This window comes from Vreelandella sedimenti, assembly GCF_013416325.1.
GTDB lineage: Bacteria > Pseudomonadota > Gammaproteobacteria > Pseudomonadales > Halomonadaceae > Vreelandella > Vreelandella sedimenti.
The window spans coordinates 45589-72437 of the sequence record NZ_JACCGK010000013.1; the positions used below are offsets into that span (position 1 = coordinate 45589).

24 protein-coding genes are annotated in these 26849 nt (G+C 53.4%); 14 read left to right on the forward strand and 10 right to left on the reverse strand.

Going from position 1 to position 26849, the window contains the following annotated elements; all coding sequences use genetic code 11:
• Positions 1-18 precede the first annotated feature (18 nt).
• Together HZU72_RS15280 and HZU72_RS15290 are read left to right on the forward strand one after the other, a co-directional pair.
• Entirely contained in the window at positions 19-1074 is a 1056-nt protein-coding gene (locus HZU72_RS15280) for a PQQ-dependent sugar dehydrogenase (RefSeq protein ID WP_180093586.1), read from the forward strand.
• A 458-nt stretch (positions 1075-1532) separates the two neighbouring features.
• Positions 1533-2297: an SDR family NAD(P)-dependent oxidoreductase gene (locus tag HZU72_RS15290; protein WP_180093588.1), complete on the forward strand. Its 765-nt coding sequence runs from the start codon at positions 1533-1535 to the stop codon at positions 2295-2297.
• A 108-nt stretch (positions 2298-2405) separates the two neighbouring features.
• On the opposite strand, the gene HZU72_RS15295 is transcribed toward HZU72_RS15290, so the two are convergent.
• The 3 genes from HZU72_RS15295 to HZU72_RS15305 all read right to left on the reverse strand — a co-directional run bounded on the left by HZU72_RS15295 (position 2406) and on the right by HZU72_RS15305 (position 4527).
• Positions 2406-2858, reverse strand: a complete 453-nt coding sequence (locus tag HZU72_RS15295; protein ID WP_180093590.1) for a hypothetical protein — start codon at positions 2856-2858, stop codon at positions 2406-2408.
• Positions 2842-3030, reverse strand: coding sequence for a hypothetical protein (locus HZU72_RS15300; RefSeq protein ID WP_180093592.1), 189 nt, complete (start codon positions 3028-3030; stop codon positions 2842-2844). Before HZU72_RS15300 ends, HZU72_RS15295 begins: the two co-directional genes overlap by 17 nt.
• A gap of 87 nt (positions 3031-3117) precedes the next feature.
• Complete coding sequence (locus tag HZU72_RS15305; protein ID WP_180093594.1) at positions 3118-4527, reverse strand: hypothetical protein; 1410 nt, start codon at positions 4525-4527, stop codon at positions 3118-3120.
• Positions 4528-5100: 573 nt separating this feature from the next.
• Here HZU72_RS15305 and HZU72_RS15310 point away from each other — a divergent pair.
• Positions 5101-6096: a TRAP transporter substrate-binding protein gene (locus tag HZU72_RS15310; RefSeq protein ID WP_180093596.1), complete on the forward strand. Its 996-nt coding sequence runs from the start codon at positions 5101-5103 to the stop codon at positions 6094-6096.
• Between the two features lie 107 nt (positions 6097-6203).
• A complete protein-coding gene (locus HZU72_RS15315; RefSeq protein WP_180093598.1) occupies positions 6204-7169 on the forward strand; it encodes a LysR family transcriptional regulator in 966 nt (321 codons plus the stop codon).
• 14 nt (positions 7170-7183) lie between these two features.
• Here the strand turns inward: HZU72_RS15315 and HZU72_RS15320 are convergent, their stop codons facing one another.
• Positions 7184-8575 carry an FAD-binding oxidoreductase gene (locus HZU72_RS15320; RefSeq protein ID WP_180093600.1) on the reverse strand — a complete coding sequence of 464 codons (1392 nt, stop codon included), beginning with the start codon at positions 8573-8575 and terminating at the stop codon, positions 7184-7186.
• 298 nt (positions 8576-8873) lie between these two features.
• On the opposite strand from HZU72_RS15320, the gene HZU72_RS15325 reads away from it, so the two are divergent.
• From HZU72_RS15325 to HZU72_RS15335, 3 genes are read left to right on the forward strand one after another with little or no spacing between them, the layout of a single operon-like run.
• Positions 8874-9911 (forward strand): TRAP transporter substrate-binding protein, encoded by a 1038-nt coding sequence (locus HZU72_RS15325; RefSeq protein ID WP_180093602.1) that lies wholly within the window; start codon positions 8874-8876, stop codon positions 9909-9911.
• 27 nt (positions 9912-9938) lie between these two features.
• On the forward strand, positions 9939-10436 hold the full coding sequence (locus HZU72_RS15330; RefSeq protein ID WP_180093806.1) for a TRAP transporter small permease: 498 nt from the start codon (positions 9939-9941) through the stop codon (positions 10434-10436).
• Positions 10433-11695, forward strand: coding sequence for a TRAP transporter large permease (locus HZU72_RS15335; RefSeq protein ID WP_180093604.1), 1263 nt, complete (start codon positions 10433-10435; stop codon positions 11693-11695). The genes HZU72_RS15330 and HZU72_RS15335 overlap by 4 nt, the downstream gene beginning before the upstream one ends.
• Positions 11696-11794: 99 nt before the next feature.
• Here the strand turns inward: HZU72_RS15335 and HZU72_RS15340 are convergent, their stop codons facing one another.
• On the reverse strand, positions 11795-12847 hold the full coding sequence (locus HZU72_RS15340; RefSeq protein WP_180093606.1) for a GlxA family transcriptional regulator: 1053 nt from the start codon (positions 12845-12847) through the stop codon (positions 11795-11797).
• A gap of 554 nt (positions 12848-13401) precedes the next feature.
• Here HZU72_RS15340 and dctP point away from each other — a divergent pair.
• From dctP to HZU72_RS15355, 3 genes are all read left to right on the forward strand, one after another.
• Positions 13402-14427 (forward strand): TRAP transporter substrate-binding protein DctP, encoded by a 1026-nt coding sequence (gene dctP / locus HZU72_RS15345; RefSeq protein WP_180093608.1) that lies wholly within the window; start codon positions 13402-13404, stop codon positions 14425-14427.
• A 62-nt stretch (positions 14428-14489) separates the two neighbouring features.
• Positions 14490-14996 (forward strand): TRAP transporter small permease, encoded by a 507-nt coding sequence (locus HZU72_RS15350; protein ID WP_180093808.1) that lies wholly within the window; start codon positions 14490-14492, stop codon positions 14994-14996.
• Positions 14993-16276 carry a TRAP transporter large permease gene (locus HZU72_RS15355; protein WP_180093610.1) on the forward strand — a complete coding sequence of 428 codons (1284 nt, stop codon included), beginning with the start codon at positions 14993-14995 and terminating at the stop codon, positions 16274-16276. The genes HZU72_RS15350 and HZU72_RS15355 overlap by 4 nt, the downstream gene beginning before the upstream one ends.
• Before the next feature lie 279 nt (positions 16277-16555).
• Here the strand turns inward: HZU72_RS15355 and HZU72_RS15360 are convergent, their stop codons facing one another.
• Positions 16556-18340, reverse strand: a complete 1785-nt coding sequence (locus HZU72_RS15360) for a methyl-accepting chemotaxis protein (protein WP_180093612.1) — start codon at positions 18338-18340, stop codon at positions 16556-16558.
• 487 nt (positions 18341-18827) lie between these two features.
• Here HZU72_RS15360 and HZU72_RS15365 point away from each other — a divergent pair, with 487 nt between their 5' ends.
• The gene (locus HZU72_RS15365) at positions 18828-19754 is read left to right on the forward strand and encodes a YihY/virulence factor BrkB family protein (RefSeq protein ID WP_027957892.1); all 927 of its coding nucleotides are present in this window, start codon (positions 18828-18830) and stop codon (positions 19752-19754) included.
• Positions 19755-19813: 59 nt separating this feature from the next.
• Here HZU72_RS15365 and HZU72_RS15370 read toward each other — a convergent pair whose 3' ends face one another.
• Positions 19814-20521 (reverse strand): GntR family transcriptional regulator, encoded by a 708-nt coding sequence (locus HZU72_RS15370; protein WP_180093614.1) that lies wholly within the window; start codon positions 20519-20521, stop codon positions 19814-19816.
• 335 nt (positions 20522-20856) lie between these two features.
• On the opposite strand from HZU72_RS15370, the gene HZU72_RS15375 reads away from it, so the two are divergent.
• The 3 genes from HZU72_RS15375 (at position 20857) to HZU72_RS15385 (ending at position 24644) form a co-directional block, all read left to right on the forward strand.
• Positions 20857-21621 (forward strand): SDR family oxidoreductase, encoded by a 765-nt coding sequence (locus tag HZU72_RS15375; protein WP_180093616.1) that lies wholly within the window; start codon positions 20857-20859, stop codon positions 21619-21621.
• Between the two features lie 83 nt (positions 21622-21704).
• Positions 21705-22697: a TRAP transporter substrate-binding protein gene (locus HZU72_RS15380; protein WP_180093618.1), complete on the forward strand. Its 993-nt coding sequence runs from the start codon at positions 21705-21707 to the stop codon at positions 22695-22697.
• An 81-nt stretch (positions 22698-22778) separates the two neighbouring features.
• A complete protein-coding gene (locus HZU72_RS15385; RefSeq protein WP_180093620.1) occupies positions 22779-24644 on the forward strand; it encodes a TRAP transporter large permease in 1866 nt (621 codons plus the stop codon).
• Positions 24645-24704: 60 nt separating this feature from the next.
• On the opposite strand, the gene ureG is transcribed toward HZU72_RS15385, so the two are convergent.
• From ureG to ureE, 3 genes are read right to left on the reverse strand one after another with little or no spacing between them, the layout of a single operon-like run.
• Entirely contained in the window at positions 24705-25361 is a 657-nt protein-coding gene (ureG, locus tag HZU72_RS15390; protein ID WP_180093622.1) for an urease accessory protein UreG, read from the reverse strand.
• A gap of 58 nt (positions 25362-25419) precedes the next feature.
• Positions 25420-26163: an urease accessory protein UreF gene (locus HZU72_RS15395; protein ID WP_235976137.1), complete on the reverse strand. Its 744-nt coding sequence runs from the start codon at positions 26161-26163 to the stop codon at positions 25420-25422.
• Entirely contained in the window at positions 26153-26704 is a 552-nt protein-coding gene (ureE, locus tag HZU72_RS15400) for an urease accessory protein UreE (RefSeq protein ID WP_180093626.1), read from the reverse strand. The genes HZU72_RS15395 and ureE overlap by 11 nt, the downstream gene beginning before the upstream one ends.
• Between the last annotated feature and the right edge of the window lie 145 nt (positions 26705-26849).

Consider the following 26849-nt stretch of genomic DNA (forward strand, 5'->3'; position numbering starts at 1 on the left):
GCTCGAGGAGAACGCAACATGACACACGATCGCAGAGTATGGCCACTTCTGATCGTCGGCACGCTGATCGCCGGAGTCGTCGCTGTTCAGGGACACGCGGACGTTTCCAGTTCCGCTGATTGGGCAGTCGAGGTCGTCTCAAACGAGCTCGATTACCCATGGGACCTCGACCGCGCCGGCGACCTGATCGTGCTGACCGAAAAGGCCGGCTCCATCGTCATGGTCGAAAACGGTGAGATACGCCGATATGCACTTCAGACGACGGATCCGCTCCGAACAGAGGGCGGAGCCGGCTTGCTCGGCTTGACGCTAGCACCTGACTTCGCGGAAAGCGGGCGCGCATTCTTCTATCAGTCCTATACATCCGGTTCAGAACCGGCCAACAAGGTCATTGAAGCTCGGTTCGGCGGCGAGGCTTGGCGCGAAACCCGGGGCCTTCTCGAGGGCATCCCGGGTCATCGCCTCTACAACGGCGGGAGGATCGCCATCGGTCCCGACGGGCATCTTTACGTCACGACGGGCTGGACCGAGGATTGGGAACGCCCGCAGGACCTCGGAAGCCTGGCGGGCAAGGTCCTGCGCATGACACTGGATGGGCAGGTACCGCCAGATAATCCCTTCCCCGATTCCTATGTCTACTCTTACGGTCACCGGAACCCGCAGGGGCTCGCCTGGAACGAATCAGGGGATCTTTTCGTCGCCGAACATGGACAGTCGGCATTGGACGAAATCAACCTCGTCCGTCCCGGATTGAACTATGGTTGGCCCGTGATCTCCGGCAATGAGGAGCGCGAGGGAATGGAAACGCCCCTCATTCATTCGGGGCCCGAGACCTGGGCTCCGTCGGGTATCGCATTCGCGGGAAATGAACTCCTCGTCGCGGCGCTTCAAGATCGCGGGCTCTACGTCTTCGATGAGGCGCAGGGCGCCCTGGAGCTCGGTTTCACATCCGACGAGCGGTACCGAGGGGTATTGCCGGTCGGCGAGGACCTGTACGTTATCACGACGAACAGGTCCCCAAGAGGGGAGGGTCCTTCGAGTGACCGTTTGATCAGGCTTTCCCCCGGAAGTTAGTTCATCATCAGTAGGGTATCCGGATTATCTGGTTGATGCCTGGCTCAGCCCACTCATTTGCTAGTAATCGGTTAGCCACTCCTCCGAGCCAGTAACACTGAAAACAAGCAGCAGTAATTTAGGTGTGGCCGCCAAATAAGTAAGACGTTGCTGTCATCTTGGTGAGGCGTGGCCGCTGCATTAACTACCGCTGGCTACTTGCGATAACGTAGCGCATTGACCAGCAGAACCATGGCTCGCGATGAGTGCAGCCGATCACCGCCATTCAGAACGAGTACTCGCTCTGGACGCGCCACATCGAAGACGAAGTGCTGCCAACGATCGAGGAACTGGGTATCGGGATAGGCCCAAGGGCGCTGCTCCTAGGAGGAGATCACTACCCATGACGTCCTGAAGCCGGACCATCTCTATCGCCCCATCGTTATCCAAAATTTTTATCCAGAAAAGGAAATGACATCATGAAAATCTCCTTCGAGAACCAAGTGGCACTCGTGACGGGCGCGGCGTCGGGCATTGGCCTGGCAACCGCCAAGTCCTTCGCTAAAGCAGGCGCGTCCGTTGCGCTGGCGGACGTGAACGGTGACGGCGCACGCGCTGCCGCTGATAAAATGGTGGCGGCTGGATACAAGGCCATCGGCATTCGCTGCGACGCGGCCGACCTGAACGAAGTCGAGGCGATGGTCAAGGAAACCGTCTCCACGTTCGGTCGCCTGGACGTGGCATTCAACAACGCAGGTATTCAGAACGCGCTCGCGGAAACCGCCGACGCCACGCCCGAGGACTTCGACCGGGTGAACTCGGTCAACCTGCGGGGCATTTGGGCCTGCATGAAGTACGAATTGCAGCACATGCGGCAGCAGGGAAGCGGCGCCATCGTCAACTGCTCCTCCCTAGGAGGCCTGGTCGGCGGCGCCGAGCGCGGCACCTACCATGCCGCCAAGCATGGCGTTCTTGGCCTGACCAAAAGCGCGGCTCTGGAATACGCCACGCGGAACATCCGGGTCAATGCCGTGTGCCCCGGGCTGATCTGGACCCCGATGGCAGACCAGATGGTCGCCGCCGGCCAGAAGGAGGCACTGGACGCCATGCTCCCTGGCATCCCCATGCGTCGGCATGGCCGCGCCGACGAGATTGCTGACGTCGTGCTGTGGCTGTGCAGTTCGGCTTCCAGCTATGTGACCGGGCAATCCATCTCGGTGGATGGCGGACTCATCATGCGCTGATCGTGTCTCCGTGGACGAACGTTTTTGCCACACCGCGAACGTTCGTCAAGGACCCTGCAGAATTCTTAGCGTACGATTTTTTCCGTTTCGTGAGTTAGCCCCTATAACTCAAGGGTCGATCTCATCTGATTTATCCACGTAAGCTCTGACAAGGTGTGCCGCCAATAAACTCTCGACAGGTATCGGAGAAGTGGTTTCTATATACCGAACCAAGTTGATGATGGTTGAAATATTTCCATCCAACTTGCGCTTCAAAGTGCTAATTTCCGTCTGAGCCTCCTCATAGCGCTGTTTATAACCAGACCGAGTTCGGGCACTCCTGGAGTTTTCTTTCTCAATGCAAGTTTTAAAGCCTGCGCGCTCCATCTGAAGGTTGGCATAACGATCAATCAACTGTCTTCGACTACTCAGCGAGCTAAGCTTGCCCTTAATTGTTCCCTTTGTGATCAACCTCCTGTGAAGGGCCACAGGTGTAATCGGTGACTCGTCATAGCCGGATGCAAGCATCAGCATCAACTCTCGCTCAATAGCCTGAGTAAGCTTTTCACCTTGGAGTGACATTGCTTTTCCCTCGATACTGTTCAGAGTCGGGCAGGGCAGCGGCAAAACGGTCTGCCAGCGTTTCGACTCTTGTGACGTTATGCAGAAGGCCAGCAGGGAAGACCTGTAGTACCTGATTTTTACGACGGGCCTCTCTTGCACGATCAACTGTTATTTTCATCTGCTCGGTCATCTCGTGGCTTTCTTTCAGTGCCTCTTCATATCCCAGCGCCCCCAACCAACTCTGATGAGTGATTCGTTCCCTCGAGTTCCAATGGCTTCACGGTTGGCCACCTTCCTGCTGTTTAGGTTTTGATTGTTTGTGCAGACGACGCTGGGCGCTTATACGTCGAACATTGGCTGCGTTTGCACTTTTAGCTATGTACCGCGATGCATATTTTTGCGGCATTGGACTAGTGTCACTCCAGCCGCCAAGCTGCCGAAGCCGATCTTTTGCTGCTTCAAAATCACAGCCGTCTCTTTCTACCAGCGCCTCAAAAGTGTCTGTTGCCCAGGTAAACCGAAGCATATGTGCATTCAGCGTAGTCAACGTGCCACCCAAATTGACACAACAAAGAGCTGGAAAATGTTGATCTAGTGCGGCGTAGAGAGCATCGAACACGTTCTGCGCAGCACGCATGGACAATGGGGCGTGATTCTTCCGGGTATTGACCAATAAAAATGGGTGAGGGGGGTTACCTCTGAGATGATCGACGTAAAGCTCCCATAGCTTTACGTCCTCCGGTGCCAGTTCGATCAACCGCTCTGACCAGGCATTCTTGAGCTTCGGCGGCGCTTGCCGCGGATCTCCGGAGCCTTCAGAAGTAGTGATGGCCAAGGCGTTGCCAGCCCCAGACGCGTAAGGAACGAGGCTTTTTGTCTGTAATAACAATAACTCGCCCAGCCGCAGCCCATAGTTAAAGAGAATCCGGATCATAAGATGATTACGGATCTGCACGGCAGCCACCTGGGATTGGTCAACATGTCGTTGCCAGGGATTTAATGGATTGGTTTGCTTTGAGGTGGAGGGTCGCGCGCACACAGTAATCGCTTGAGTTTCCGCCGGCGTCAAACTTCTCTCTCGAACCACCAAATGACCTTGTGAGACTTGAGAAAACGTCGTGCGCTTTCGAATGTTGAGTCGGCCGCATACGTCACGGCGAGCAGCCTGAAGACGGAAGCGGTAACTGTCGAAAGTGGTTCTCTGTTCTTTCGAGGTCAGCTGTGTATAGCGACCTGAAACATACCGCCTCGCCAGAAACAGCAAAAACTGTGTCAGACACCCAAGGCGTACATCGTGGGTCGCATTCGCAATAACAGGCTTGAAACCAGGATCATCATTGGCATCAATGCTTTTTTGTCCGGAATCGATGTAGACGCAGAAACCGGTGTAATCGACCATGGCGGCGTCCAGAGCATTCAGTGGAGCGAGTGTTCGAAACCCATGCTGATCGGTTTCAAACAGCATCTCATCAAAAGATCGATGATGTTTGCATTGCCAATAGTTGTACCACTGACAAATCGAGACCATGTGCTGCTGAACGGTATTGATTGCTTTAGAGAGCCCCCAGGACTGCATATACAGAAGAGGCAATAAAGCTGGCAAGTCGGTGACATCATCAATGACGACGACTGAGAGCTGACCATGATAGGAAAACCTTTTCAGACGGAACCGTTCCTTGGCACTCATTCCCATGCTCCCAGTAGGTGGTTATGAACCAACTATAAAACGGCATGTAAGAAAAAGAGACTAAATTTTGGAATTTTTGGTGGGAGGGCTCAAACAAAGGGCTTGGTCAGTACTAATCCAAATCTCATGAACCAAAATGAACAGTGCACCTGGTTTAACATAATCACTAATCCTTGAAAATTGCGAATAAGCTTGAAAGAAACTATCGTAAATAATTATTTTCAATAGATTGCAAGATTTTTCTTCAGAAATATGAACACTCATATTACAAGCTCTATCAGAAAAATGCGCATTTGCCTTACAAATCCAGCCTAGCACAGAATAGTTAATTATACTGAGTATCGTAAGCTTAGATAATCAATTACCAACCTGCCAGACGAGTAGTATCTACTATGGGTAAGAAGTCCTACCCGAGCACCTGGAATTGCCCAAACCCCAGAGCATGGCGGTCTAATGATCAAATCCAACAGTGAATCAGGATACTAAAAAATTCTCAAAAATGTTATAAGAGCACTTAAGCAATAAAATCAATACTTTACTCAATTATAACATGATACATACTGAGGTAATGATATGAAAACATTTGCACGTAGCACGCTGGCACTGGGCATCTCACTGGCGCTGGTAAGCGCCGCGAACGCCGCTGATTTTGCTGATATGGATCCCGTTACCCTGCGCCTGGCCCACGTGGTCAATGAGCAGGATGGTTTCCACATTGCCGCCACCAAATTTGAAGAGCTGGTAGAAGAGCGCACCGACGGCAAGGTGGATATCGAGATCTACCCCAACGCCACCTTGGGTGACGAACGCACGTTGCTGGAAGGCATGCAGATCGGCACTGTAGATATGGGCGTGATTACCAACGGACCGGTGGCCAACTTTGTCGAAGAGATGGCGGTATTCGAACTGCCTTTCCTGTTCCCCTCCCCGGAAGCCGCTTACGAAGTGCTCGATGGCCCGATTGGCCAGGAGCTGCTCAATAAGCTTTCTGAGGTGAACCTAAAAGGCATGGCCTACGCCGAACGCGGTTTCCGCAACCTGACCAACAGCGAGCGTGCCGTAAACTCGCCGGAAGATCTGGACGGACTGCGCATCCGCGTGATGGAAAACCCGGTGTACACCGACACCTTCCGCGAGCTGGGCGCCAACGCGATTCCCATGGCGTGGACAGAAGCGCTCACCGCCATGCAGCAAGGCACTATCGACGGTCAGGAGAACCCGGTGAACGTGATTCACTCGTTCAACCTGGATGAAACCCAGAACTACATGACCCTCTCCCGCCACACCTATGCGCCGGCGATTTTTGTGATGGGTATGCCCGCCTGGAACCAACTGCCTGAAAACGCCCAAGAGGTACTGCTCGCGGCAGCACAGGAAGCCGCGGAGCATGAGCGCCAGGTAAACGCAGAAATGGAAAGCGAACAGCTGCAGGCCCTACGCGATGCAGGCATGGAGATAAACGACGATCCAGATATGGAGGCCTTCCAAGCCGCCGTCGCGCCGGTGTATGAGAAGTACGGCGAACAGTTCGGTGATTACCTGCCGCGCATCCAGGAGGCGCTCAAGTAACTCGCTTCCCGTCGAGGCAAGCCCGACATTAGATACAGTGCTTTTACAGCAGTGGCTGAGGGCTGTTCCCGCGCCGGAACGGCCCTTCCAACCAAGAGACACGCCTGATGGCTGACACCACCAATACGAAGCTGGCGAACAGGCTCAATAAGATAAATCTCAATTTACTATTGGTTTTTCACACGCTGTATTGGAAAAGGAGTTTGACGCTCACCGCACAAGCGCTCTGCCTGACGCAACCGGCTGTCAGCCATTCGCTAAAAAAACTCCGCCTGTTAATGGACGACCCGCTTTTCATCAAGACGTTGGACGGCATGCAACCGACTCCGCTTGCCCGGCAGATGGATGCCGCCGTAGCCAAAGGGCTGTTCTACCTCGATCAGGCAGTCCACAGCAATAACGAGTTTTCGCCCGCCACTTCAAAGCGGGAGTTTCGGGTCAGTTTGGTGGACTATGTCAGCCAACAGCTACAACCCAAGCTTATTCAGCACTGTTTAGAACACGCGCCAGACTTGTGTTTCAACATGCTCTCCACGCGTATCGCAAGTGCAGAGGGTGCCCAACAAGTCCTTCAAGAGCACGATATTGACCTGGCGGTGGTGCAGTTCGAAACCTTGCCGCTCACCTCTCATCATGAGTACCTGTTTGACGATGTGATTGGCTGTGTGGGTGATGCGGCATTTCATGGTGAGAACAGCGCCATTACCCTTGAGGCTTTTTTAAACTCCCCCCAGGTCGCTTTGTCGCATCGTGAAGACAGCCCGCTGTTAATCAATGAAAAACTGCGGGAGCTGGGGGTAGAGCGGAAAATCGTCGCCAAGACGCCCTACATCAATCCCCTGCAGGAAATATTGGTGTCCACAGCGCTGCTTTGTGTGGTGACAGAGAGCGCGGCCAGGGTCATTTGCCGCAACAACACCTTGAAGTTCTTCGCTCTACCCCTGGACGTACCGGCGTTCAAAGTCTGCCTGTGCTGGGATGAAAGAAAGGATCACGATCCTGGCATACACTGGTTACGGCAGTTAACCCGGGAGCTGATGACACCAGCCCCCTCAACCCTGGGCAACCCTTAATCAAACCGCCAAACTCAATCCACTGCCACGACCTTGCCTCGATTCAACAGCAGCTTGGGATCCAGAGCGACTTTCATGCGCTTCATTAAAGCGATCTCCTCGCTGGAGCGGGAAATACTTAGGTAATCGCGTTTTTCGAGACCAATGCCGTGTTCGGCAGAGATCGAGCCGCCATACTCTTTCAGGGGCGAGTAAACCAACTGCTCAACTTGGCGGCGGCTTTGCGGGCTGTCGTCGCGCACCGTGATCATGATGTGCAGGTTGCCATCGCCAAGATGGCCGAACACTATCATTTTTCCTGTTTGGGGAAACTGCGCCTTGAGGTTTTTCTCCAAGGTATCGACGTACGCGTCCATATGGGGAATCGGCAGGCTGATATCATAGGAGAACATCGGCTTCAGCTGGTGCACCAGCACTTCGATATCCTCTCGGATCGCCCAGATGCCCTGGCGCTGGGCACCGGAACTGGCTAGCGCGGCATCGGTGATCAAGCCCTCTTCCATCGCCTTTTGCAGGATCTCTGAGAAATGCTCCGCGTCCTGGGTGTCATCTAGTCCCAGGGTTTCGATGATCGCGTAGAAAGGCGAATCGTCGGCCAACGGGGGCGCGTGCTTGCCGCTCTCGGTGGTCACCAGCTTGTAGTGGCTATTCCACAACGCCTCGAAGGCGCTAAGGCTATTGGCGAGCGCTTGGGAGACCCTACGTAACAGCTGGGTCAAGGCATCGAAGGAGGGCACCGCGACCAGAGCGGTTTGCTCGCTGGGCATATGTGGCTGCAGCCGGAGCACTGCGCGGGTGACGATACCCAGCGTGCCTTCGCTACCGATAAATAGCTGTTTGAGGTCGTAGCCAGCGTTATTCTTGAGCATTTTGTTCAGCGAGCTAACCACGGTGCCGTCGCTAAGTACGGCTTCCAGCCCCAGCACTTGCTGGCGCATCATGCCGTAGCGAATGACCCGTATGCCGCCCGCATTGGTGGCGATATTACCGCCAATGGTGCACGAGCCCCGGGCGCCAAGGTCGAGCGGAAACTGCATATCGATCTCCGCCGCGGCTTCCTGCACACGCTGGAGCGTCACTCCGGCCTGAACCTGAATCGTAGAGCCGACCAGGTCAACCTCTTCAATCTGGTTCATTAGTTCCAGAGAAACCACCAGCTCCTCGGGGCGGGCTTCACCCCCGTGCACAATGCCGGTCATGCCGCCATGGGTCACCACCAGCTGGTCGGCCTGATAGCATAAGGCCATGACTTTGCTAAGCTGTTCGGTGTTGCGGGGCCTTACAATGGCCTTGGCACGACAGGGCGCCCCGGTAAACCAGTCGACGCTACGCTGCGAGACATCTTCACCGAGCAGCACGCCTTCTGGGCCGACTACCGCTACTAGGTCGTTAAGCAACTTATCCATTGGTTATTCCTGTTTTAGCTGGCGTTGCCATGGTTAGTAAGAACATGGTTAGCAAGAGCAAGGGCAGCAAGACTTAGCCACCGAGTAGGCCTTACAATTACCTTCCAAGGCATTTAATCAATCGTAATGCTTGCAGGCTAGCGCTAACCATCACCACTCTCAAGCCCTAGATCTATAAAGATTTTTTGGATTATTATCGCGAATAGTGGAATGAAAATAAGTAATTTGCCCTGTTAGTTCGATGTGATATAGATGAAGCCCAATAAGACAATAAGAACAGCCACCACTAGGAGATAATGTGAATCACAACGCCCGCTTCACCGCTTACGCCGCATCCTGTTATACAAGTAAATTCAAACAGTTACACTTGACATTGCTATGCGCTGGCCTGCTTGGTTTACCGCTCATGGCCCACGCCGAGGAAATAACCCCTACCAACCTGCGCTTAGCGACCGTGGTGAATACAGAAGATACTTACCATATCGCCGCCGAGCGCTTTCAGCAGTTAGTCAGCGAACAGACCGACGGCGCGGTCTCCGTTGAGATTTTCCCCAACGCCTCTCTGGGCGACGAGCGCACCATCCTGGAAGGTATGCAGATCGGCACCGTCGATATGGGCGTGATCACCAACGGGCCCGTGGCCAACTTCGTTGATGAGTTCTCGGTTTTTGAGCTGCCTTTCCTCTTCCCTACCGCTGAATCTGCCTACTCCGTGCTGGATGGTGAGATCGGCCAGGAAATACTGGGCAAATTAGAGGATGTGAACCTTAAAGGACTGGCATTTGCTGAGCGCGGTTTTCGCAATATCACCAATAGTCAGCACGCGATTAGTGCGCCCCAGGATCTCGAAGGCCTGACACTGCGCGTTATCGAGAACGAGGTCTATGTGGATACGTTCCGGGAACTCGGCGCCAATGCCGTGCCCATGGCGTGGACAGAAGCGCTGACCGCCCTACAACAAGGCACGATTGATGGCCAGGAAAACCCGGTTAACGCCATCCATGCCTTTAACCTGGCGGAGACCCAGGACTACCTCACCATGACGCGGCATATCTATGCGCCAGCGATCTTCATTATGAGCTTACCCGCCTGGAATGGCCTTCAAGAGGAGGTGCAGGAGATCGTACTCGATGCCGCCAGCGAAGCTTCTACCTATGCCAGAGAACAAAATGCCATCATGGAAGCCGAGCAGTTAGCCGAATTGGCTGAGGCAGGCATGGAAATTAATGAGTCGCCCGATATCGCCGCATTTCAGGAAGCCGTTGCCCCGGTGTATGAGAAGTACGGTGATCAGTTCGGCGACTATCTGCAACGCATCCAGGAGGAAGTGAAGTAAGTGCCCACTCACACACATCCATTGGTAATGTTGCTACAGCGTACTGAACGCTTTCTGGACGCCATTCTACAGCCCGTGGTCTTTGCGGGCATGGCGGCGCTGATTGGGGTGATTACCCTGCAGATCGTCTCCCGGGTGCTATTCACCGCGGTGGGCTGGACTGAGGAGGTCGCCCGCTTTCTGTTGGTGTGGATCACCTTTTTAGCCAGCACCTTGGCGTTTCAGCGCGGGCGGCATATTGCCGTCACCTTTGTGGTGGATGCCCTGCCCGGCCGCCTGCGCCAAATCGCCCGGCTTGCCGCCCTGCTGATTGTTTTGGCGTTTATGATCACGCTGATCATGATCGGCTACCGCTACATGCAAGTGCAGAGCTTTCAGAAATCCGCCTCGCTGCGGCTGTCGATGACCTACGTCTACGCGGTGATGCCGATCTGTGCGGCGATTATGGCGTGGTATGCGCTGGTCGATATCATCGAGCTCCTGATTAACGGCGAAACCTCCCAACCCCAGGAGGAGTCGCTATGACGCTGCTGCTGTTTGGGCTGTTCTTCCTGTTTATGCTGCTGGGCGTGCCAATTGCCTTTGCCATTGGCGCCAGCACGCTCTATGCGCTGTATCAATCCGGCGTGCCACTGATGGTCGTCACCCAGCAGATGTTCCAGGGCATCAACTCCTTTGCTCTGGTCGCGATCCCGATGTTTATCCTCGCTGGGGATTTAATGGCCCAGGGTAAGGTGAGCGAAAAGCTGGTCAGCTTTGCCGATTCGTTAGTCGGTTTTATGCGCGGAGGGCTCTCGGTGGTCTCGGTGATGGCGGGCATGTTCTTTGCAGCAATCTCCGGTTCTGGCGCCGCGACCACCGCAGCGGTGGGTTCCAGTCTGGTGCCGGAACTCAAGCGTAAAGGCTATGACCCGGCATCGGCAGCCAGCTTAATTGCCGCCAGCGGCACCATCGGGGTGGTGATTCCACCCTCGGTGCCGATGATCATCTACGCGGTGATCGCTCAGCAGTCGGTCTCTAAGCTGTTTCTAAACGGTTTTTTACCGGGTCTGGCGATGGGTTTAGGGTTAATGGCCATCGCCATTGCTCAAGCCTATAAGCGCCAATACCCCAAAGGCACACCGCTGTCGCTTTCGACCATCTGGACGACCTTTAAAGACGCCAGTTGGGGATTGATGACGCCGGTAATTATCCTCGGGGGTATCTTCTCGGGCATCTTCACCCCTTCAGAGGCGGCCGTGGTGGCGGTGAACTACGCCATGCTGGTGTCGCTGTTTGTGTATCGTGACCTGACCTTTCCGCAGGTGTATAAGCTGCTGATCCGTTCGGCGATGACCACCGCGGTGATTATGCTGGTGATTGCCATGTCGGCGGTGCTGAGCTGGACGCTCTCAAGCTGGCAGGTACCGGGGGCGATTGCCCAGGCCGTGCTGTCGCTCTCCACCAACCCCTACGTGATTATGCTGCTGATTGTGGGGATCATTCTGCTCACCGGGGTGTTTATCGAAACCGCCAGTGCGCTGATTATCCTCACACCGGTGCTGCTCCCGCTGGTGCTGCAGTTGGGGATTGATCCGATTCACTTTGGTTTGATTATCGTGGTGGGGCTCTCCATCGGCATGATTACCCCGCCGGTGGCGATCAACCTCTATGTGGCCTCATCGATCACCCAGCTACCGCTGGAGCGCATTACCCGCGCGATCATTCCTTACCTGCTGGGGTTGATCGGGGTGCTGCTATTAGTGGTTTACGTGCCGATTATGTTGGGTTGGTCGGGTGGTTAAGTCAGCGTTTGCACTTTTTAAAGAGAGCCTTATTGGCTCTCTTTTTAAGGTGACGCTTATCTAGCCTCAGCGCATTCATCTTGAACTCAAACAAGAAGTTCACATCGAATGTTCGCCAGCCTGGCACGACTTTCGAAACTGTCCCGGTGTTACTTCAAAGAGCTGGAAAAAACAGCTGCGAAAATGAGAAATACTCACAAAACCGGTGGCAACTGCCACTTCGGCAACGGGCTTGTTAGTTTGCTGAAGGAGCTGACGCGCACGCGTTAGACGAAGTTCCATATAGTATCGAGAAGGGCTAGCGTTAACGTAATTACCAAACATACGTTCTAACTGGCGTCTCGAAATATTAACCCAATTAGCTATCTCGGATATGGATAAAGGCTCTTCAATATTATTTTTCATCAATTGCAGTGATATTTTCAATTTTTCTGGCAGAGTGAGGTTTTGATCGACACCTATCGTTGAAATATCTGGGGAGTCTAAGCCCTTATCACAGCTAAGCATCTCTTCAACTGCACTGACCACCTCATTGCCACAATCAGTTCTGACTACTTCAAGCATCATGCTCAATGAGCTACTCGCCCCGGCACAGCTGATACGATTACGATCCACAATAAAGCTACGGCTAGCTACCGATACATCCCAGAACTGCTCTGCCATCATCGCGCGGCCATCAGGATGATAAGCACACTGGTAGCCGTTCAATAATCCCGCCTCTGCAAGGAAGTAGGCGCCGTTCCATAATCCTCCTAACATCATGTCTTTGCTGTCAGCATGCCTCAGTTTGCTGCGCAGTAGGAGGGTTGTTTTAGGAGGTACACGCAGGCCACCGCATACAATCAACACATCAATATTGAGGCTTGTAGCATCGAACTTGTCTAACGAATAATCCGCGGCCACCTCAATACCTAAGTCAGAAACCGTTGCAGGTGCCTCGCTACCCACCACCAAGACCTCATACATCGTAGTAGATTGCATTAAATTCGTTGCAACAAGTGCATCCACAGCGCCAGTGAAAGCCATCATTGAAAAATTCTCTAGCAGTATAAAAGCTACTTTTTTTGTTATCTGAGGCTTCCCTAAAGAGTCAGTCGAAGAAATGTAAGCCATGTTTTTATTTTTCAATATGCTTGAGAATCTATCCTTCATGATGAACCTCAATTTTTTGAACTATAGTTATTTTAAGCAAAAATCACGCCATTTTAAAAACAAGACATTGAAATCAGTATTATTAAAATTCACCAACACCACAAGACCTCAAACTCAATCATGTAAAACCTGCCCGACCTTGTGTCAAGTTGAACAATTTACACAAACCCTACGTGACTGGTTAAAAAGAAAAAAATAGTTATATTATTTAAAAACCTTATAGTAAAAGTACGAATTTCAGCCGTACTACCCAATGGAGTATTACATCAGTCGGCTTTCACTGGACTTTTCGATATCGCACTGGGTAGAGATGGCTTTGTCATTTTCACTCATGAGCCTACTACTAACACAACCTTAGCCTCTAGCGTCCCGCGGCGCGAACCTTCCTCTCGCCTTACTTCGCCAGATAACAAAAACATACCCATCGCCACGTACTTTTTAAAAGTTCATCAAATGTCGCTATTTAGGCCCTTAGTGTCGCAAAAAATACCTTTTCGAAAGTAGTAACTGATTCAAGATGAAAATCCACTTCCTCTCCTCTGAGAAATAAACTTATGAATAACCCTAAAAGCAAAAAAGTTACTCTGGGCGCTGCGACTCTTTTATCCTTAACAACCATCGGGAGTGTCCAGGCAGAAAACATCTCGTTGAAATTCCATAGCGGACTTTCACAATCTCGCCCTGAAGCAGAGCAGATCAACAGATTCGCTAGATTAGTGAGTGAAAAGTCAGATGGCGAGCTTGATATCGAAGTCTACCATGCAGGCGCCTTAGGCCTTAAAGAAGCCGACATGCTGAGAGTATTGCAGCAGGGCATGGTCGATATGGCACTACTGTATGGTGAATATTACACGCGTGATGCGCCAGCCTTGGCATCTGTATATGCTCAGGGCGCCATTACGGAATCTTCCCAACATGACGAAATTCTTGATGTAATCAGGGAACTCTATGAAGACGGCTTTTCAGATTGGGATATTCAAATCGTTGGTGGCGTCGTTGCTCCTATTTTCGATGTAGGTTTGCACTGCAAAGAGCCGGTAAACTCCTTGGCAGACCTAGAGGATAAAAAAGTCCGCGTCTGGTCCAGACACCTTGTGGATACTTTTGAATTATTGGGCATTTCAGCTCAAGTCATTCCGCAAAACGATATGTATATGGCACTTCAAACAGGCGTTGTAGATTGTGCCTATTACTTATCTACCGTGGCACCCACCGTTTCGCTTCAAGAAGTCACCGAGTACGAGTCTTACTTACACCCTTGGGCAGCCTCCCCATGGCTCTTTGGTATCAGTGAACGAGCGCTATCCCGCCTCAACGACAACCAACTTCAGGCTCTGGAAGAAGCCGGTGAAGAGATTTGGAACGAGACCCGCGCCACTGCGATTGATCCAGAGCGCGAAGCGCAGGCGCGTCAAGAGCGTAAAGAGTTGGGAATCACCATGCTTCCCGACTTCTCAGATGATGACGTTGAAACCTTTGTAGACGCCGCTTGGCAGGCGTGGCAAGCCATGGCGGAAAACGCAGGCGAGGACGGCACACGCTACTACGAAACAGTCACTCAAGCGATCTCCGAAGAGTAATGGGTACATAAACCAATCGAGAGCCAATACCTATTGGCTCTTTCTTCTTGGAGCTAGTCGTGATGATGAGAAAAATCAACACTGTACTGAACCATACCGCCTATGCCTCCTTTCTAGTGGGCGTCATGAGCGGTATCGCAATGACGGCACTGATATTCGTCAGCACCTTGATGCGCTATCTGGGTGGTCATCCTTTGCGTTTTTCCGATGAGCTGGCGGGGCTGCTGTTCTTAACATTGACCTTCCTTTGTCTGCCTTATGTACTCAATAAGGGCCGCCACATACGCATAGAGATACTCGTCAACCTGATGCCAGCAGGGATCGCAAGGATAATGGACTTTATTGGCGTCGTCGTATTACTCACGTTCTGCGCCATCTTCGCCTTTGAGTCCTGGAATTTCATGAACTTCTCGTTCTCGCTCAATTCGCGTACGGATATCAGTAGCATTCTCTTATGGCCGTGGATGGCCATCATGCCTTTTTCCATGATGCTGTGCATCTTGATTCAGCTCAGCCATGGTTTTAAACAGCCCACGACAGACACTGCCTCAGCGGAGGATGCGATATGAGCTGGTTACTCTTGAGCGGAGCGCTAGTTCTATTTTTAACCAGTGGCGCGATCCTAGGGGCTGCGCTGGGGCTTACGGGTCTACTCCTGCTTCACTTTCAAGCTAACGGCGCCACCCCCTTGGCGATTAACGCAACTTGGAACATGCTAACGGATTTTACGCTAAGCGCAGTTCCTCTATTCATATTTTTAGGTGAAATACTTCTCGCAAGCGGCGTGTCAAAACGCGTCTATAACGGCCTAACCCCTCTGTTCGCGCGTGTTCCAGGGCAATTACTCCATACCAACATCGCCGTCTGCACGCTGTTTGGTGCAGTTAGCGGGTCAAGCACCTCTACCGCAGCCGCCATAGGCGCAGTTGGCTATCCTGAACTGACAAAACGTGGGTATAAACCAAGTGTAGTGGTGGGCACGTTAGCTGCAGGGGGCACCCTTGGGCTTCTCATTCCCCCCAGTTTGGCATTAATCATCTACGGAGCGACTCAAAACGTCTCTATCGGGCAACTCTTTATCGCTGGCATGCTGCCAGGCTTACTCATTGCTGCCGCCTTTTCCACATGGATTATGATCCGCTCTAAAATTGGCGAATCAGTAACCCCTACGTTTAAAGAGAAAGTGACCTTCAAGCACGTAATAACTGGGCTCAAGGAGATATGGCCTCTTCCCGTACTTATTTTCTTCGTGCTGGGAACCATTTACCTGGGGATCGCGACGCCTACGGAGTCGGCGGCTTTGGGCGTAGTGGCCAGTATCGTTTTAGGTTTAAAATGGGGCGATTTAACCTTCAAAAGACTATGGCAGGCGTTTAAGCACGCCTCGATCATGTTTACCGCTATCGGTATGATTTTGATTGGTACAGTGATCCTTTCTCAAGCCGTCAGCCTACTAGGCATTCCCCGCACTGCAGTCGAAACGATTGGCAACTTTGGGCTAGGCCCGTATGGCATACTGCTGATGATCGTCATCGTCTATATCGTGCTAGGGTGTTTCTTTGATGGAATATCACTGCTACTCATGACACTTCCTATCACCTTCCCGATGATCACAAGCTTAGGGTTCGACCCCATCTGGTTCGGTATTATTGTCACGCTACTTATAGAGATCGGTATGATAACGCCGCCCGTAGGACTCAACCTCTTTGTTCTATCATCCATTTCTAAAAATGAAGTTAATTTAACATCTGCCGCAAAGGCCTCCTTTCCTTACTGGCTTATTTTACTGGGCGCCATAGGAGTATTTACGCTATTCCCTAACATCATTTTGTGGGTCACTACCTTTTAGAATAACCTCAACCCACTAAATGATATTGCTGAACTATAGGCCCTCTCTAGCTAAAGGGAGAGCATATAGTTTAAATGCCATACTCATGAGCCCCCTCCCGACGTAGCTACCCCTGGCGCGCATCACCCAGGCCATCGTGCCGTATTAAAGGGCCGGGGCTTGATCGGCCGTCCGGACAAGCATCACAGGCATTAACGCAACGGGGCTTGCCAAATGGCAAGCCCCGTTTTTATACCCATCTTTCCCAAGCGCTGATATCACAAGCACTGGTAGTGAGCGTTAGAACTCTTCCCACTCATCTGCAGCATGCTTGGCCGGTGATGGCTTTGATGATGGTTGTGATGCGGAGTGCGATGAAAGCGCAGGGCGCTTCATGGCGCCACTGCCACGTTGCTGAGGAGCCGGAGACGCTAACGCTTCGTGCCGCGACGTGGGCTCATCGTCACCAAGTACGAAGGAGTTGATTAACTGATTCAGGTGCTCCGCATGGCGGCGCATATTGGCAGCGGCGGTGGTGGACTCTTGCACCATGGCGGCGTTCTGCTGGGTCATGGTGTCCATTTCAGCCACGGCGATATTGATCTGGCCAATACCGCTGCTCTGCTCTTTAGCGCCAGCGGTGATCTCTCCGATCACATCGGTGACTTTCGCCACGCTGGAGACGATTTCGCGCATGGTATCACCGGCGCTGCGCACCAGCTTCGCACCGGAGTTAGTGTGCTGAACCGATGCATCGATAAGCGCACGAATCTCTTTGGAAGCATCGCTGGAACGACTGGCTAGAACCCTAACTTCTTGTGCCACCACGGCAAAGCCGCGGCCATGCTCACCTGCCCTTGCAGCTTCCACCGAGGCATTAAGCGCCAAGATATTGGTTTGGAAGGCAATCGAATCGATCATGCTGATGATGTCACTAATGCGCGACGCGGAGTCGTTAATATCGCGCATGGTGCTTTCCACCTGCCCCATCGAGGTCTCGCCTTCGCGGGCTACGTCAGCGGTAGACTGCACCAGCGTATTGGCCTGCTGGGCATTGTCGGCGCTGTGATTAACGGTCGAGGTGATCTCTTCCATGGAAGCTGAGGTTTGTTGCAGGTTCGCGGCCGCCTGCTCGGTACGGGTGGCAAGCTCATCAGAGCTTTGTGAGATCTCCCCCGCCGCCTGGTGCACGCTGAGCGTACTGCTGCGTACATCACGAAGCGTGTTCTGCATCCGCGCTACAAAGGCGTTGAATTGAACGCTAAGCTCGCCAATTTCGTCACCGCTTTCAACCGCCAAGCGACGGGTTAAATCACCGCGCCCCTGAGCAATATCTTGCATAGCAGCAGTAGTACGCTTGATCGGCCCCAGCGTGCGACGCACCAAGCCATACGCGATCAGTGCAATCACAACAAATAGACCCAGACCCAACAAGGAGGCAAAGATAATACCTTGGCGCAAATCAGCGGCAGCAACGGCTTCAAGTTCAGCAACAGCATCGTCAGCATCGGTGACGTAAACGCCTGCACCAATGAGCCAGTCCCACTTTTCAAGGCGGTCAACGAAGGAGTGCTTGGGTTCAATTCTGTCGGTACCTGGGTAATCCCACATATAGCTGTAGAAGCCACCGCCACTCTGGGCGACCTTAATGATCTCGCGAATCAGGTAAGTGCCATCGGGGGTTTGCGCATCGATCATGTTGGTGCCTTCACGCTCCGGTGCAGGCGCCGTGACGATATTGTTACCGTCATAGTCGTAGATAAAAATGTAGTTGTTATCTTCAAAGCGCATGGAACGCACCAGCTCGGCTACCTGCTGCTTGGCTGCCTCATCGTTGGCACCGGCTTGTTCATAAATGGGCTCGATGGCAGAAGTCGCCATCTGGACGATATCGCGCACCGCATGGCGGCGCTCTTCAATCAGCATTTCACGCTGGTTTGCCAACGTATCGCGGGTGTCTTGGGCGCTGCTGTAGGCTTTAAACCCGACCAACACAACCGTTAGTAACAAAAGAGGGAGCAGTACAAGCATCAGCACCTTGGTTTGTAAACCAAGGGCTCGTTTGGGAGCAGAAGGGGTGGACATATGTGCGCAAGCTCCAGAGTCAGTCGAGTGAAGAGTTTTTAGTAGTTATAGGAGCTTTATCGACCTAAAGTGCACAAACTTTAACCTTTTTTTAGTTTTTTTACTTAATATTCAATTAATTAGCAATTAATAATTAGCTTCATAACCTAAGTTAAGGTTATTCACAGATTAAACGTCCAAGGTGGAGATGTGGTGGCCAGGGACGGCCCGTTTTAAGCAAGTCGCTTAACCACAATCTTCGGTTGCCCTGACCTTTCCTACCGCCTGGTCAGGGCGACCTTTTTGTTTATAGAGCGGTTAGTTAGCTCCTGCCTCCTCGTTATTTTCTGTCTCGTAGTGCCGTGAACTGAATAGTGCCGTTAACTGAATACAGCTCAGCCAATTCGTGACTTCCTTGATATTTGCCCTTGTTACTGGCTTTTGTTACTTACTAGCGCCATCAGCGTATCATGGCGATAGGGCCTAATGTCCAAGGAGAAAAGCAAGCATGGTTCGAAACCACCCATTTGTTAGCGCTGTCTTGCTCTTGCTTCCACGGTTGGCTCACTTTGCTTGGCGCGTATTACGCAATTTCCTGAAAAATCACGGCGTCCTGCTGGCCGGCGGAGTGGGCTACAACATCCTGCTCTCTATCGTGCCGCTTTTTGCCGTGCTCGTTGTGCTGTTAACCCAAGTCGTCGATCAGCAGCACTTACTCAATGTGCTGGCCGTGCAGGCACGCCATATGGCGCCTGCCCACGCGGAGGTGCTACTGGAGGCCGTTCGCAGCCTGCTGGAATCGCGGGATGTGATTGGCATTCTGAGCTTTCCCATTCTGCTCCTGTTCAGCTCATTCGCCTTTCGTATGCTGGAAGATGCTCTGGCGATCATTTTCCATGCGCCGGATAGCCCGCATATCAAGCGCAGCGTTTGGGTTTCGGTAATGTTGCCCTACGCCTTTATGGTGGTACTGGGGGCGGCGCTTATGGTTCTCACGTTGGTAGTCACCCTGGCCAGTTCGCTCAATACGCTGGTAATGCTGCTATTTGAACGAGAACTGCCGCTGGCGGGATTTTCAGAGCCGGTGCTTAACCTGGCCAGTTTCACTGGTGTGTTCTTGCTGTTCAGCGCTATCTACAAAGTGCTGCCGGTGGTGCGCATCGCCTTACGCCGGGCAATCGTTGGAGGCTTTGTGGCAGCACTGCTGTGGGAGGGGGTTCGGCTATTGCTGGTTTACTATTTCGCCAATCTCTCTTTCGTTAACGCCGTCTACGGTTCGCTGGCAGCGCTGGTGGTCGTACTGATTAGCCTGGAAGTGGGCGCCATCATTTTACTGCTGGGCGCCCAGGTGATTGCCGAACTGGAACGCAATACCCGCCTTGGCCTGCCATGGCACGTCGACCCCAATCGTCAGCCGATTACGCGGGTGGATTGAGCAACCAGCATGGTTGGCGGCACGCCAAGGGCAGATACCCAGCCTGTAAAAAGCCCCAATTAAAAAGGCTTAATATTAACATCAAGATAGGAAGGGGCGAGATCCCGCTCGAGCGGCACGAACATCTCTTCCATGAAGTCCATCAGAAGATGGGTCGCGCTCAGTGCTTTAGGGGTGTCACGCTCTATGATCGCGTCGAGCATATCCACGTGCATCTGGATATTTTCCTGCACGGTGCGCTCGCTCCCCAGGTGACTCTGGTAAAGATACCCCAGCCGCCGAAACGTCGTGTGCAGTGGCCGCAATGTGCGCTCCACAAAGGGTTCGTCGGCAGCCTCCAGAAGGAGCTGATCCATTCGCTTGTCGAGCTCGTTAAAGGGGCGAATATCACTGCCCGACTTTAACTCCCGAAGCATGCGGGCCAGTTGATGCAATTGGCTTCTTACCAAACCACTGGCGTTATCAATGGCCAGTTCGACGACAAAACACTCGATATCGCGCCGAATTCTTAACAATCGCCGTTCACGATGTAAGTCAATGGGCGTGATGCGCACTCCACGCCCGGCACGTACTTCCAAAAGAGTGTCATCCGAAAGCTTGCGAATTGCTTCAAGTACAGGGGTGCGGCCCAGCGATACCCGCTCCTGCAGGTCGGCCATGGTCATTGTCTCACCAGGCTTGAGTTCCATATGGGCGATTAATGACTCAATTCTCTCGTAAGCCTGCTCTCCTTGTGACAATCCGTAAGCCGATGTTTTTGTGACCATTATTTTATAATCCCGATAAATTAGTGCCTCATTAGACATAAGTATCATGGTATATCAAGGTATATACCAATATATTTCTATTCAGAACACATGCCATTCATACGTCAATAGCGCTTAAGTAGAGTATCTCTCGCTTTCTTGATGAGCGTTTCCTAACAAGACGAAATTTCAATAAAGGTGGTAGCAGTGTGTTGTTAATAACATATCTGTATCGCTGCCTACTTTTAGCTTTCAACACAACGTTAATAGCTTTCATCGAAACGCTTAATTCACTCTGGAAAGTAGCTAAACCCTAAACTTCTTTTCACACAACAATGATACAAGAGGTGAGAAAGATGTCTTTGTTCGATCTAACCGGCCGCACAGCACTCATTACAGGTTCTTCCGGCGGGCTGGGTTTCGCCATGGCTCGCGGACTCGCTCAGTCGGGCGCCCAGATCATTATTCATGGTCGTAATGGCGACAAGCTCGAAGCCGCGCGGGGTATTCTCTCCAAGGAAGGCCATCATGTACTGACCACCTCGTTCGACATTACCGACGAAGCCGCCATCGAGCAGGCATTGGCAGCGCTTTCCGCCGATGGCGTCACTATCGACATCCTGGTCAACAACGCAGGCATGCAGCTTCGCCGCCCCCTGCTTGAGCTCAAACGCGACCAGTGGGACACCGTTATCAATACGAACCTGACCAGCACCTTCCTGCTGGGTCGCAACGTTGCCCGCCAAATGATCGAGCGCGGCAAGGGCGGCAAAATCATCAATATCGGCTCACTGATGAGCTCAGTCGCACGTCCAACAGTGGGCGCTTATACGGCGTCCAAGGGCGGCGTCCGTTTGCTGACCCAATCCATGGCTGCGGAGTGGGCTGAACATAACATTCAGACCAATGCCATCGGTCCAGGCTACATGATCACGGAAATGACCCAGCCTCTGGTCGACGATCCGAAATTCAATGACTGGATCGTTGGCCGCACCCCTTCCAAGCGCTGGGGTGTTCCCGAGGACCTCGTCGGCACGGTGGTCTACCTCGCATCCCCGGCGTCGAGCTACGTAAATGGCCAGATCATTTACGTTGACGGCGGCATGCTGGCCGTTCTTTAACGGCCATTTAAAAACCGAGAAAGATAACAACACCGGTATGACCGGATGAACGACCTATATAACAACATACAAGGACTAGGCTCATGCAAATCAAACACGCTTTAACCACAACACCCGCTTTGCTGACGGCATTGGCGCTCGCCATCAGCAGCACGTCCGCTCTAGCAGCAGATTTCAATGCCAAGCTCTCGCTGGATGTGCCCGAAGACAACACCAAGTATGAGGCGGCACAACAGTTTGCCGACCTGGTACGTGAACGCACGGACAATAATGTCGATATCCAGCTGTTCGCCAACAGTGTGCTGGGCGGAGAAAGCGAATCTGCCGAAGGTATCCGGCTGGGTTCGGTTCAAATGGGCATTATCACCAGTTCGGTGCTGACCTCTTGGGTACCCGAGGTTCAGGTGCTTGATTTACCTTACCTGATTGACGGCGAAGAGCAGGCAACAGCCCTCAGTCAACCGCTGACTGAAGCCCTTTCGGATACTTTCGAGGAACAGGGCTTCCACCTGCTGGGCTTCTCTGTCAACGGTATCCGTCAGTTGATGAGCAGCTTCCCAATTCACTCGATTGACGACATTCAGGGCAAGAAGATGCGCGTCATCCAGAGCCCGCTACATGTCGATGCCTGGCAGGCTGCAGGTGCCAACCCTACCCCTGTTCCCGCACCTGAAATCTACAACTCCATGCAGACCGGGGTCATCGATTTCTTCGACAACACGGCCACCAACTACCTGACCAACCGTTTCTATGAGGTCGCGCCCTACTACGTGAAGACCGACCACATCTTCGCCATGGGTACCTGGGTGGTGTCGCAGAGTTGGTGGCAGCGTCTGCCAGACGACTACCAGCAGGTCATCACTGATGCGGCACTAGAAGTGCAGGCGGAACTACCCGCCATGCGCAAGAGCGACGACCAGGCAGCGCTGGACGAAACCGTCGCCGATGGCGCGACGATCATCGAAATCGAAGATAAAGGGCCTTGGCAAGAAGCAATGAAGCCGATTCGCGAGGAGTACGTGGAAAAGATCCCGAATGGCGAATCCCTTGTTTCTCTGATCCAAAACGCGGAATAACAATCCTATCGGCCCCACCGTCGCGGTGGGGCCGAGTGTTTTTTGCGCCTTCACTGGCGCCGCCCTTCTGGAGCGTATCGGATGTCTGCCTACCGTTTTTCCCTTGCTACCCCCTCGTTGGGCATCGGCCGCGCCGCCACCGGGTTGGAAAGCCTGGTCCGTTTCCTCGTCTTTGGCATTTTGCTGGCCATGACCCTGGCGGTGCTCGCCGGTGTCGTTTCTCGCTATGTTTTCAACGACTCCTTTTCATGGACCGAAGAATTCGCGATATGGTGTTTTACCTGGTTGATTTTTCTCGGTGCGGCGCTGGGGGTACGCCAACAGCGCCATGTCGCTGGTGACTTTCTACCCAACGACCTACCAGCCTGGCTCGTAGGTGTATTGGGCTTCACCCAGAATCTTATCCTTTCGCTGACATTGATCATGATGCTGTTTGGCGGCTACCAACTAGCCGATATGGTGGGTGGCACCAGCGCCAGCTTACAGTGGCCCACCGCCATAAAGTACGCCGTCATTCCAATTTCCGGTGTCATCGCGCTGGTCTTCCTGCTCGCTCGCAACGCTGACAATACAGGTATTCTGATTCGCAATTTGGCGGCGATAGCCATCGCGGGATTGATCTATGTAGGACTGGATCAGGGCCTACTGGGCCCCTTACAAGGGATCTCACCGAGCCTGATCATGCTGGTGGTTTTCTTCATAGCGCTCGGAGTTGGTGTGCCGATATCATTTTCATTGATGTTCGGGGTATTTCTGGCCAGCTCAGCGTCGTTTATTCTGCCTGCTCCAGCGGTGGTCCAAAACATGGTCACCGGCTCGACTAAGTTCATCTTGCTAGCGATCCCCTTCTTTTTATCTACCGGTTACCTACTTAACCTCGGTGGGCTTTCGACTCGCTTGATTGATTTCGCCACAAGCCTAGTCGGTCACCTGCGCGGTGGCCTAGCTCACGTCAATATTCTCAATAGCCTCATGGTCGGCGGCATCTCAGGCTCTTCAAGTGCCGATGCTGCCAGTAGCACCAAAATTTTGGTGCCTGAGATGGTCAAACGCGGCTATTCGCCAGCGTTCTCCTGCGCGGTCACCGCCTCATCGGCTATTCTGCCCAACGTAGTACCTCCTGCCATCGCTATGTTGGTCTATGCCTCGGTCGCCAACGTTTCTATTGCCCGTTTGTTTATGGCCGGTATCGTGCCAGCAATCATGGCGGCTGGTGCGCTGATGCTGGTCGCTTACTGGATTTCCGTGCGACGTCAGTACCAAACAGCCACCGCGCGTGCACCAATGGCGACGATCTGGCATACCTTCGTGCGAGCGCTACCGGTATTGGTGATCACCGTAGGTGTACTTGGCGGGATCCGCTTTGGGGTTATTACCGCCACCGAGGCAGGCGTTGTGGCGTTGCTCTGGACTTTCGTGCTTGGCAAGCTGGTATTCAACGCGTACGACTGGAAACAGTTTTACCGCTCCTTCGTTGAGTGCGGTACGGACGCCGCACTGGTCGGTTTTTTGATCGCGGCCTCGGTACCGTTCGCATGGATATTGATTGCTGAGCAGGTACCCCAGGAAATAGTCGGCTGGGCGGGCACAGCGGCTGACAGTCAGTTCGGGTTGTTCATCATCCTTTTAGTGGTACTTGCCGTTGCCGGCATGTTTCTCGACCTGACGCCAGCGATGCTGATCATCGCTCCCCTGTTTTTACCGATGATGACCAATGCTGGCGTCGACCCGGTGCAACTGGGGATCGTGATGATTATTACCTTGCAACTAGGGGGGATATCCCCACCCGTGGGGCTGTTGGTATTTATCACATCGCAGATCGCCAAGGTATCGCCTTCCGCCGTGTTCCGTGCGGCGGTACCTTTCATCGCTGCGACCATGGTGATCGTCCTGCTACTGTGCCTGTTCCCCGCACTCACCATTGGCCTGTGGAACCTATTGGAATAATAAGTCGTTGAACAACAAAGGCCGCCAAACATTTGGCGGCCTTTGTACGCCGAGAACGTCCTAGATGGCACTTGTATCCGCGGAAGCCACTGTATCAGCCTGTGGGCGACGCTCATCCAGCATGCCTTTATCAAGAATAAAGCGGATGATCTCTTCCAGCCCTACCCCGTCATAAAGGTTGGTAAACACGAAGGGGCGTTCGCCGCGCATTTTCTTCGAGTCGCGCTCCATCACCTCCAATGAGGCGTGCACCTGTTCGGCGATGTCGATCTTGTTGATGATCAATAGGTCCGATTTGGTGATGCCCGGCCCGCCTTTGCGCGGGATTTTGTCGCCTGCCGACACGTCGATGACGTAGAGCGTCAGGTCGGAAAGCTCGGGGCTGAAGGTCGCCGAGAGGTTATCGCCGCCCGACTCCACCATGACCAGCTCTAGCTTCGGATGGCGCCCCTGTAGCTCATCGATGGCCGCCAAGTTCATCGAGGCGTCTTCACGAATGGCAGTGTGCGGGCAGCCGCCGGTCTCAACCCCCAGGATACGGTCCGCTGGAAGGGCGTCGTGCTTGAGCAAAAAGTCGGCATCTTCGCGGGTGTAGATATCATTAGTGACTACGGCGATATCGTAGTAATCACGCAGCGCTAAACAGAGCTGCTTGAGCAGCGCGGTTTTACCGGAGCCTACCGGGCCACCCACACCAACGCGTAAACAGTGAGTCATTGTCCTCTCCTCAATCGATAAGCTGATTAGCTTCTAAGCTCTTTGTCTTCTAAACCCGTTAACTTCTAAATAAGCGTGAATACTGGGTTTCGTGCAACGCACTAGCCAGGGCCAAGCCGGGTAGCACCGGGCCTAGTTCATCATCCTCAAGCACCAGCGCCTGATTAACGGCATTCACTAGCGCTGGGCGCAGTTGTTCAATTACTCGCTGGGCAGCGGTGTGACCAAGCGGCAAGGCTTTACAGGCCACCGCCAGCTGGTTCTCCAGCCAAGCCCAGGCAAACCCCAGCAGCGTTTGGCGTACGGACACGCCGCGGGCGTGTGCCGTGTAGGCAAACAGCGTTACATAACCTGCTTGGGGCGGAAGCAAGGGCAGGAGTATGCCCTCACTTTGCCACTGCTGTTCTTTCGGCAACAAGTCCAGGCTGCCCAGTAGTCGCTTGAGCGAGGCGCCCAAACGGCTGTCTTCTGCGGCCAGCTCGGCGGTTTCCCGGGTGGCCGCCAGCCACTCATCCCACGCGGCAATTGATTTACGACCTTCTGCCATGTCCGCCTGGCCAAACGCTTCATACAACCGCGCCAGCACTGGCAGTTCGCAGCGAGTTAAGCCATCTTCTAGCACACCGTTTAGCCACTCGGCGAGGCTGGCTTCATCACGCACCCAGTCCAGTTCAAAGGCGCTTTCCAGCCCTTGGGAAAAGGCAAAGGCGCCGATGGGCAACGCTGGGCTCACCAACTGCATCAACCCTAGCAGCGCCAGCTCATCGCTTTGGCTTTCTAGTGCGTTTAGCTCAGTGTGCATGGTGGTGCTCATGCGGGTGGTCGTGGTCGTGTGAATTTTCATGCCCGTGAGAATGGTCGTGTGAGTGACCATTCCCATGGGAGTGGCTATGCCCGCCCCCCACTTGGTTGTAAGCACCCGGCTCCGGGTCGAACGTTGCGTTGTGGTGCTCTAGTTCGGCACCTAGCAGCTCAGCGAGCTCTTCCAGCACGTGATCCGGCGGGAAGCGCACCCAGGCGCCCTTTTCGTCTTCACCCAGCGCCAGCTGCACGTGGCGGTTGCCTAAGTGGTAAGCCAGCCGCGCCAGCGGTAAGCCAGTACTTACTCGCGCAGTAACCACCGGTTCTACGGCGGCGCAGACGCGTACTATCTCACCACTTTCGGCCTTAAGGCCTTCGCCGCTGCGCAGCACTGGGCCGCGATCAAGAAACAACCCCAGCTCACGGCCACTATCGCTTTGGGCTTTTAAGCGCCCACGGATGCGTAGCTCAAAGGGCAGCGTGAGCGTATCGATAGCGGCGCTCTCCTCTATCGGCCCTAAGCGTTCTATTAGTTTCAGCATTGCTATCGTCCCGTTGAAATTTTCCGCGGCCTAGCCGGGGTAGCCCTGCGTGAGGGCGCTGTAAATACATCCTTGTAAGCTACTTTTGCCATCCATGGCAAAAGACCCTCACTCCGGGCTACCCCGGCTAATCTGGGTGTGGAGG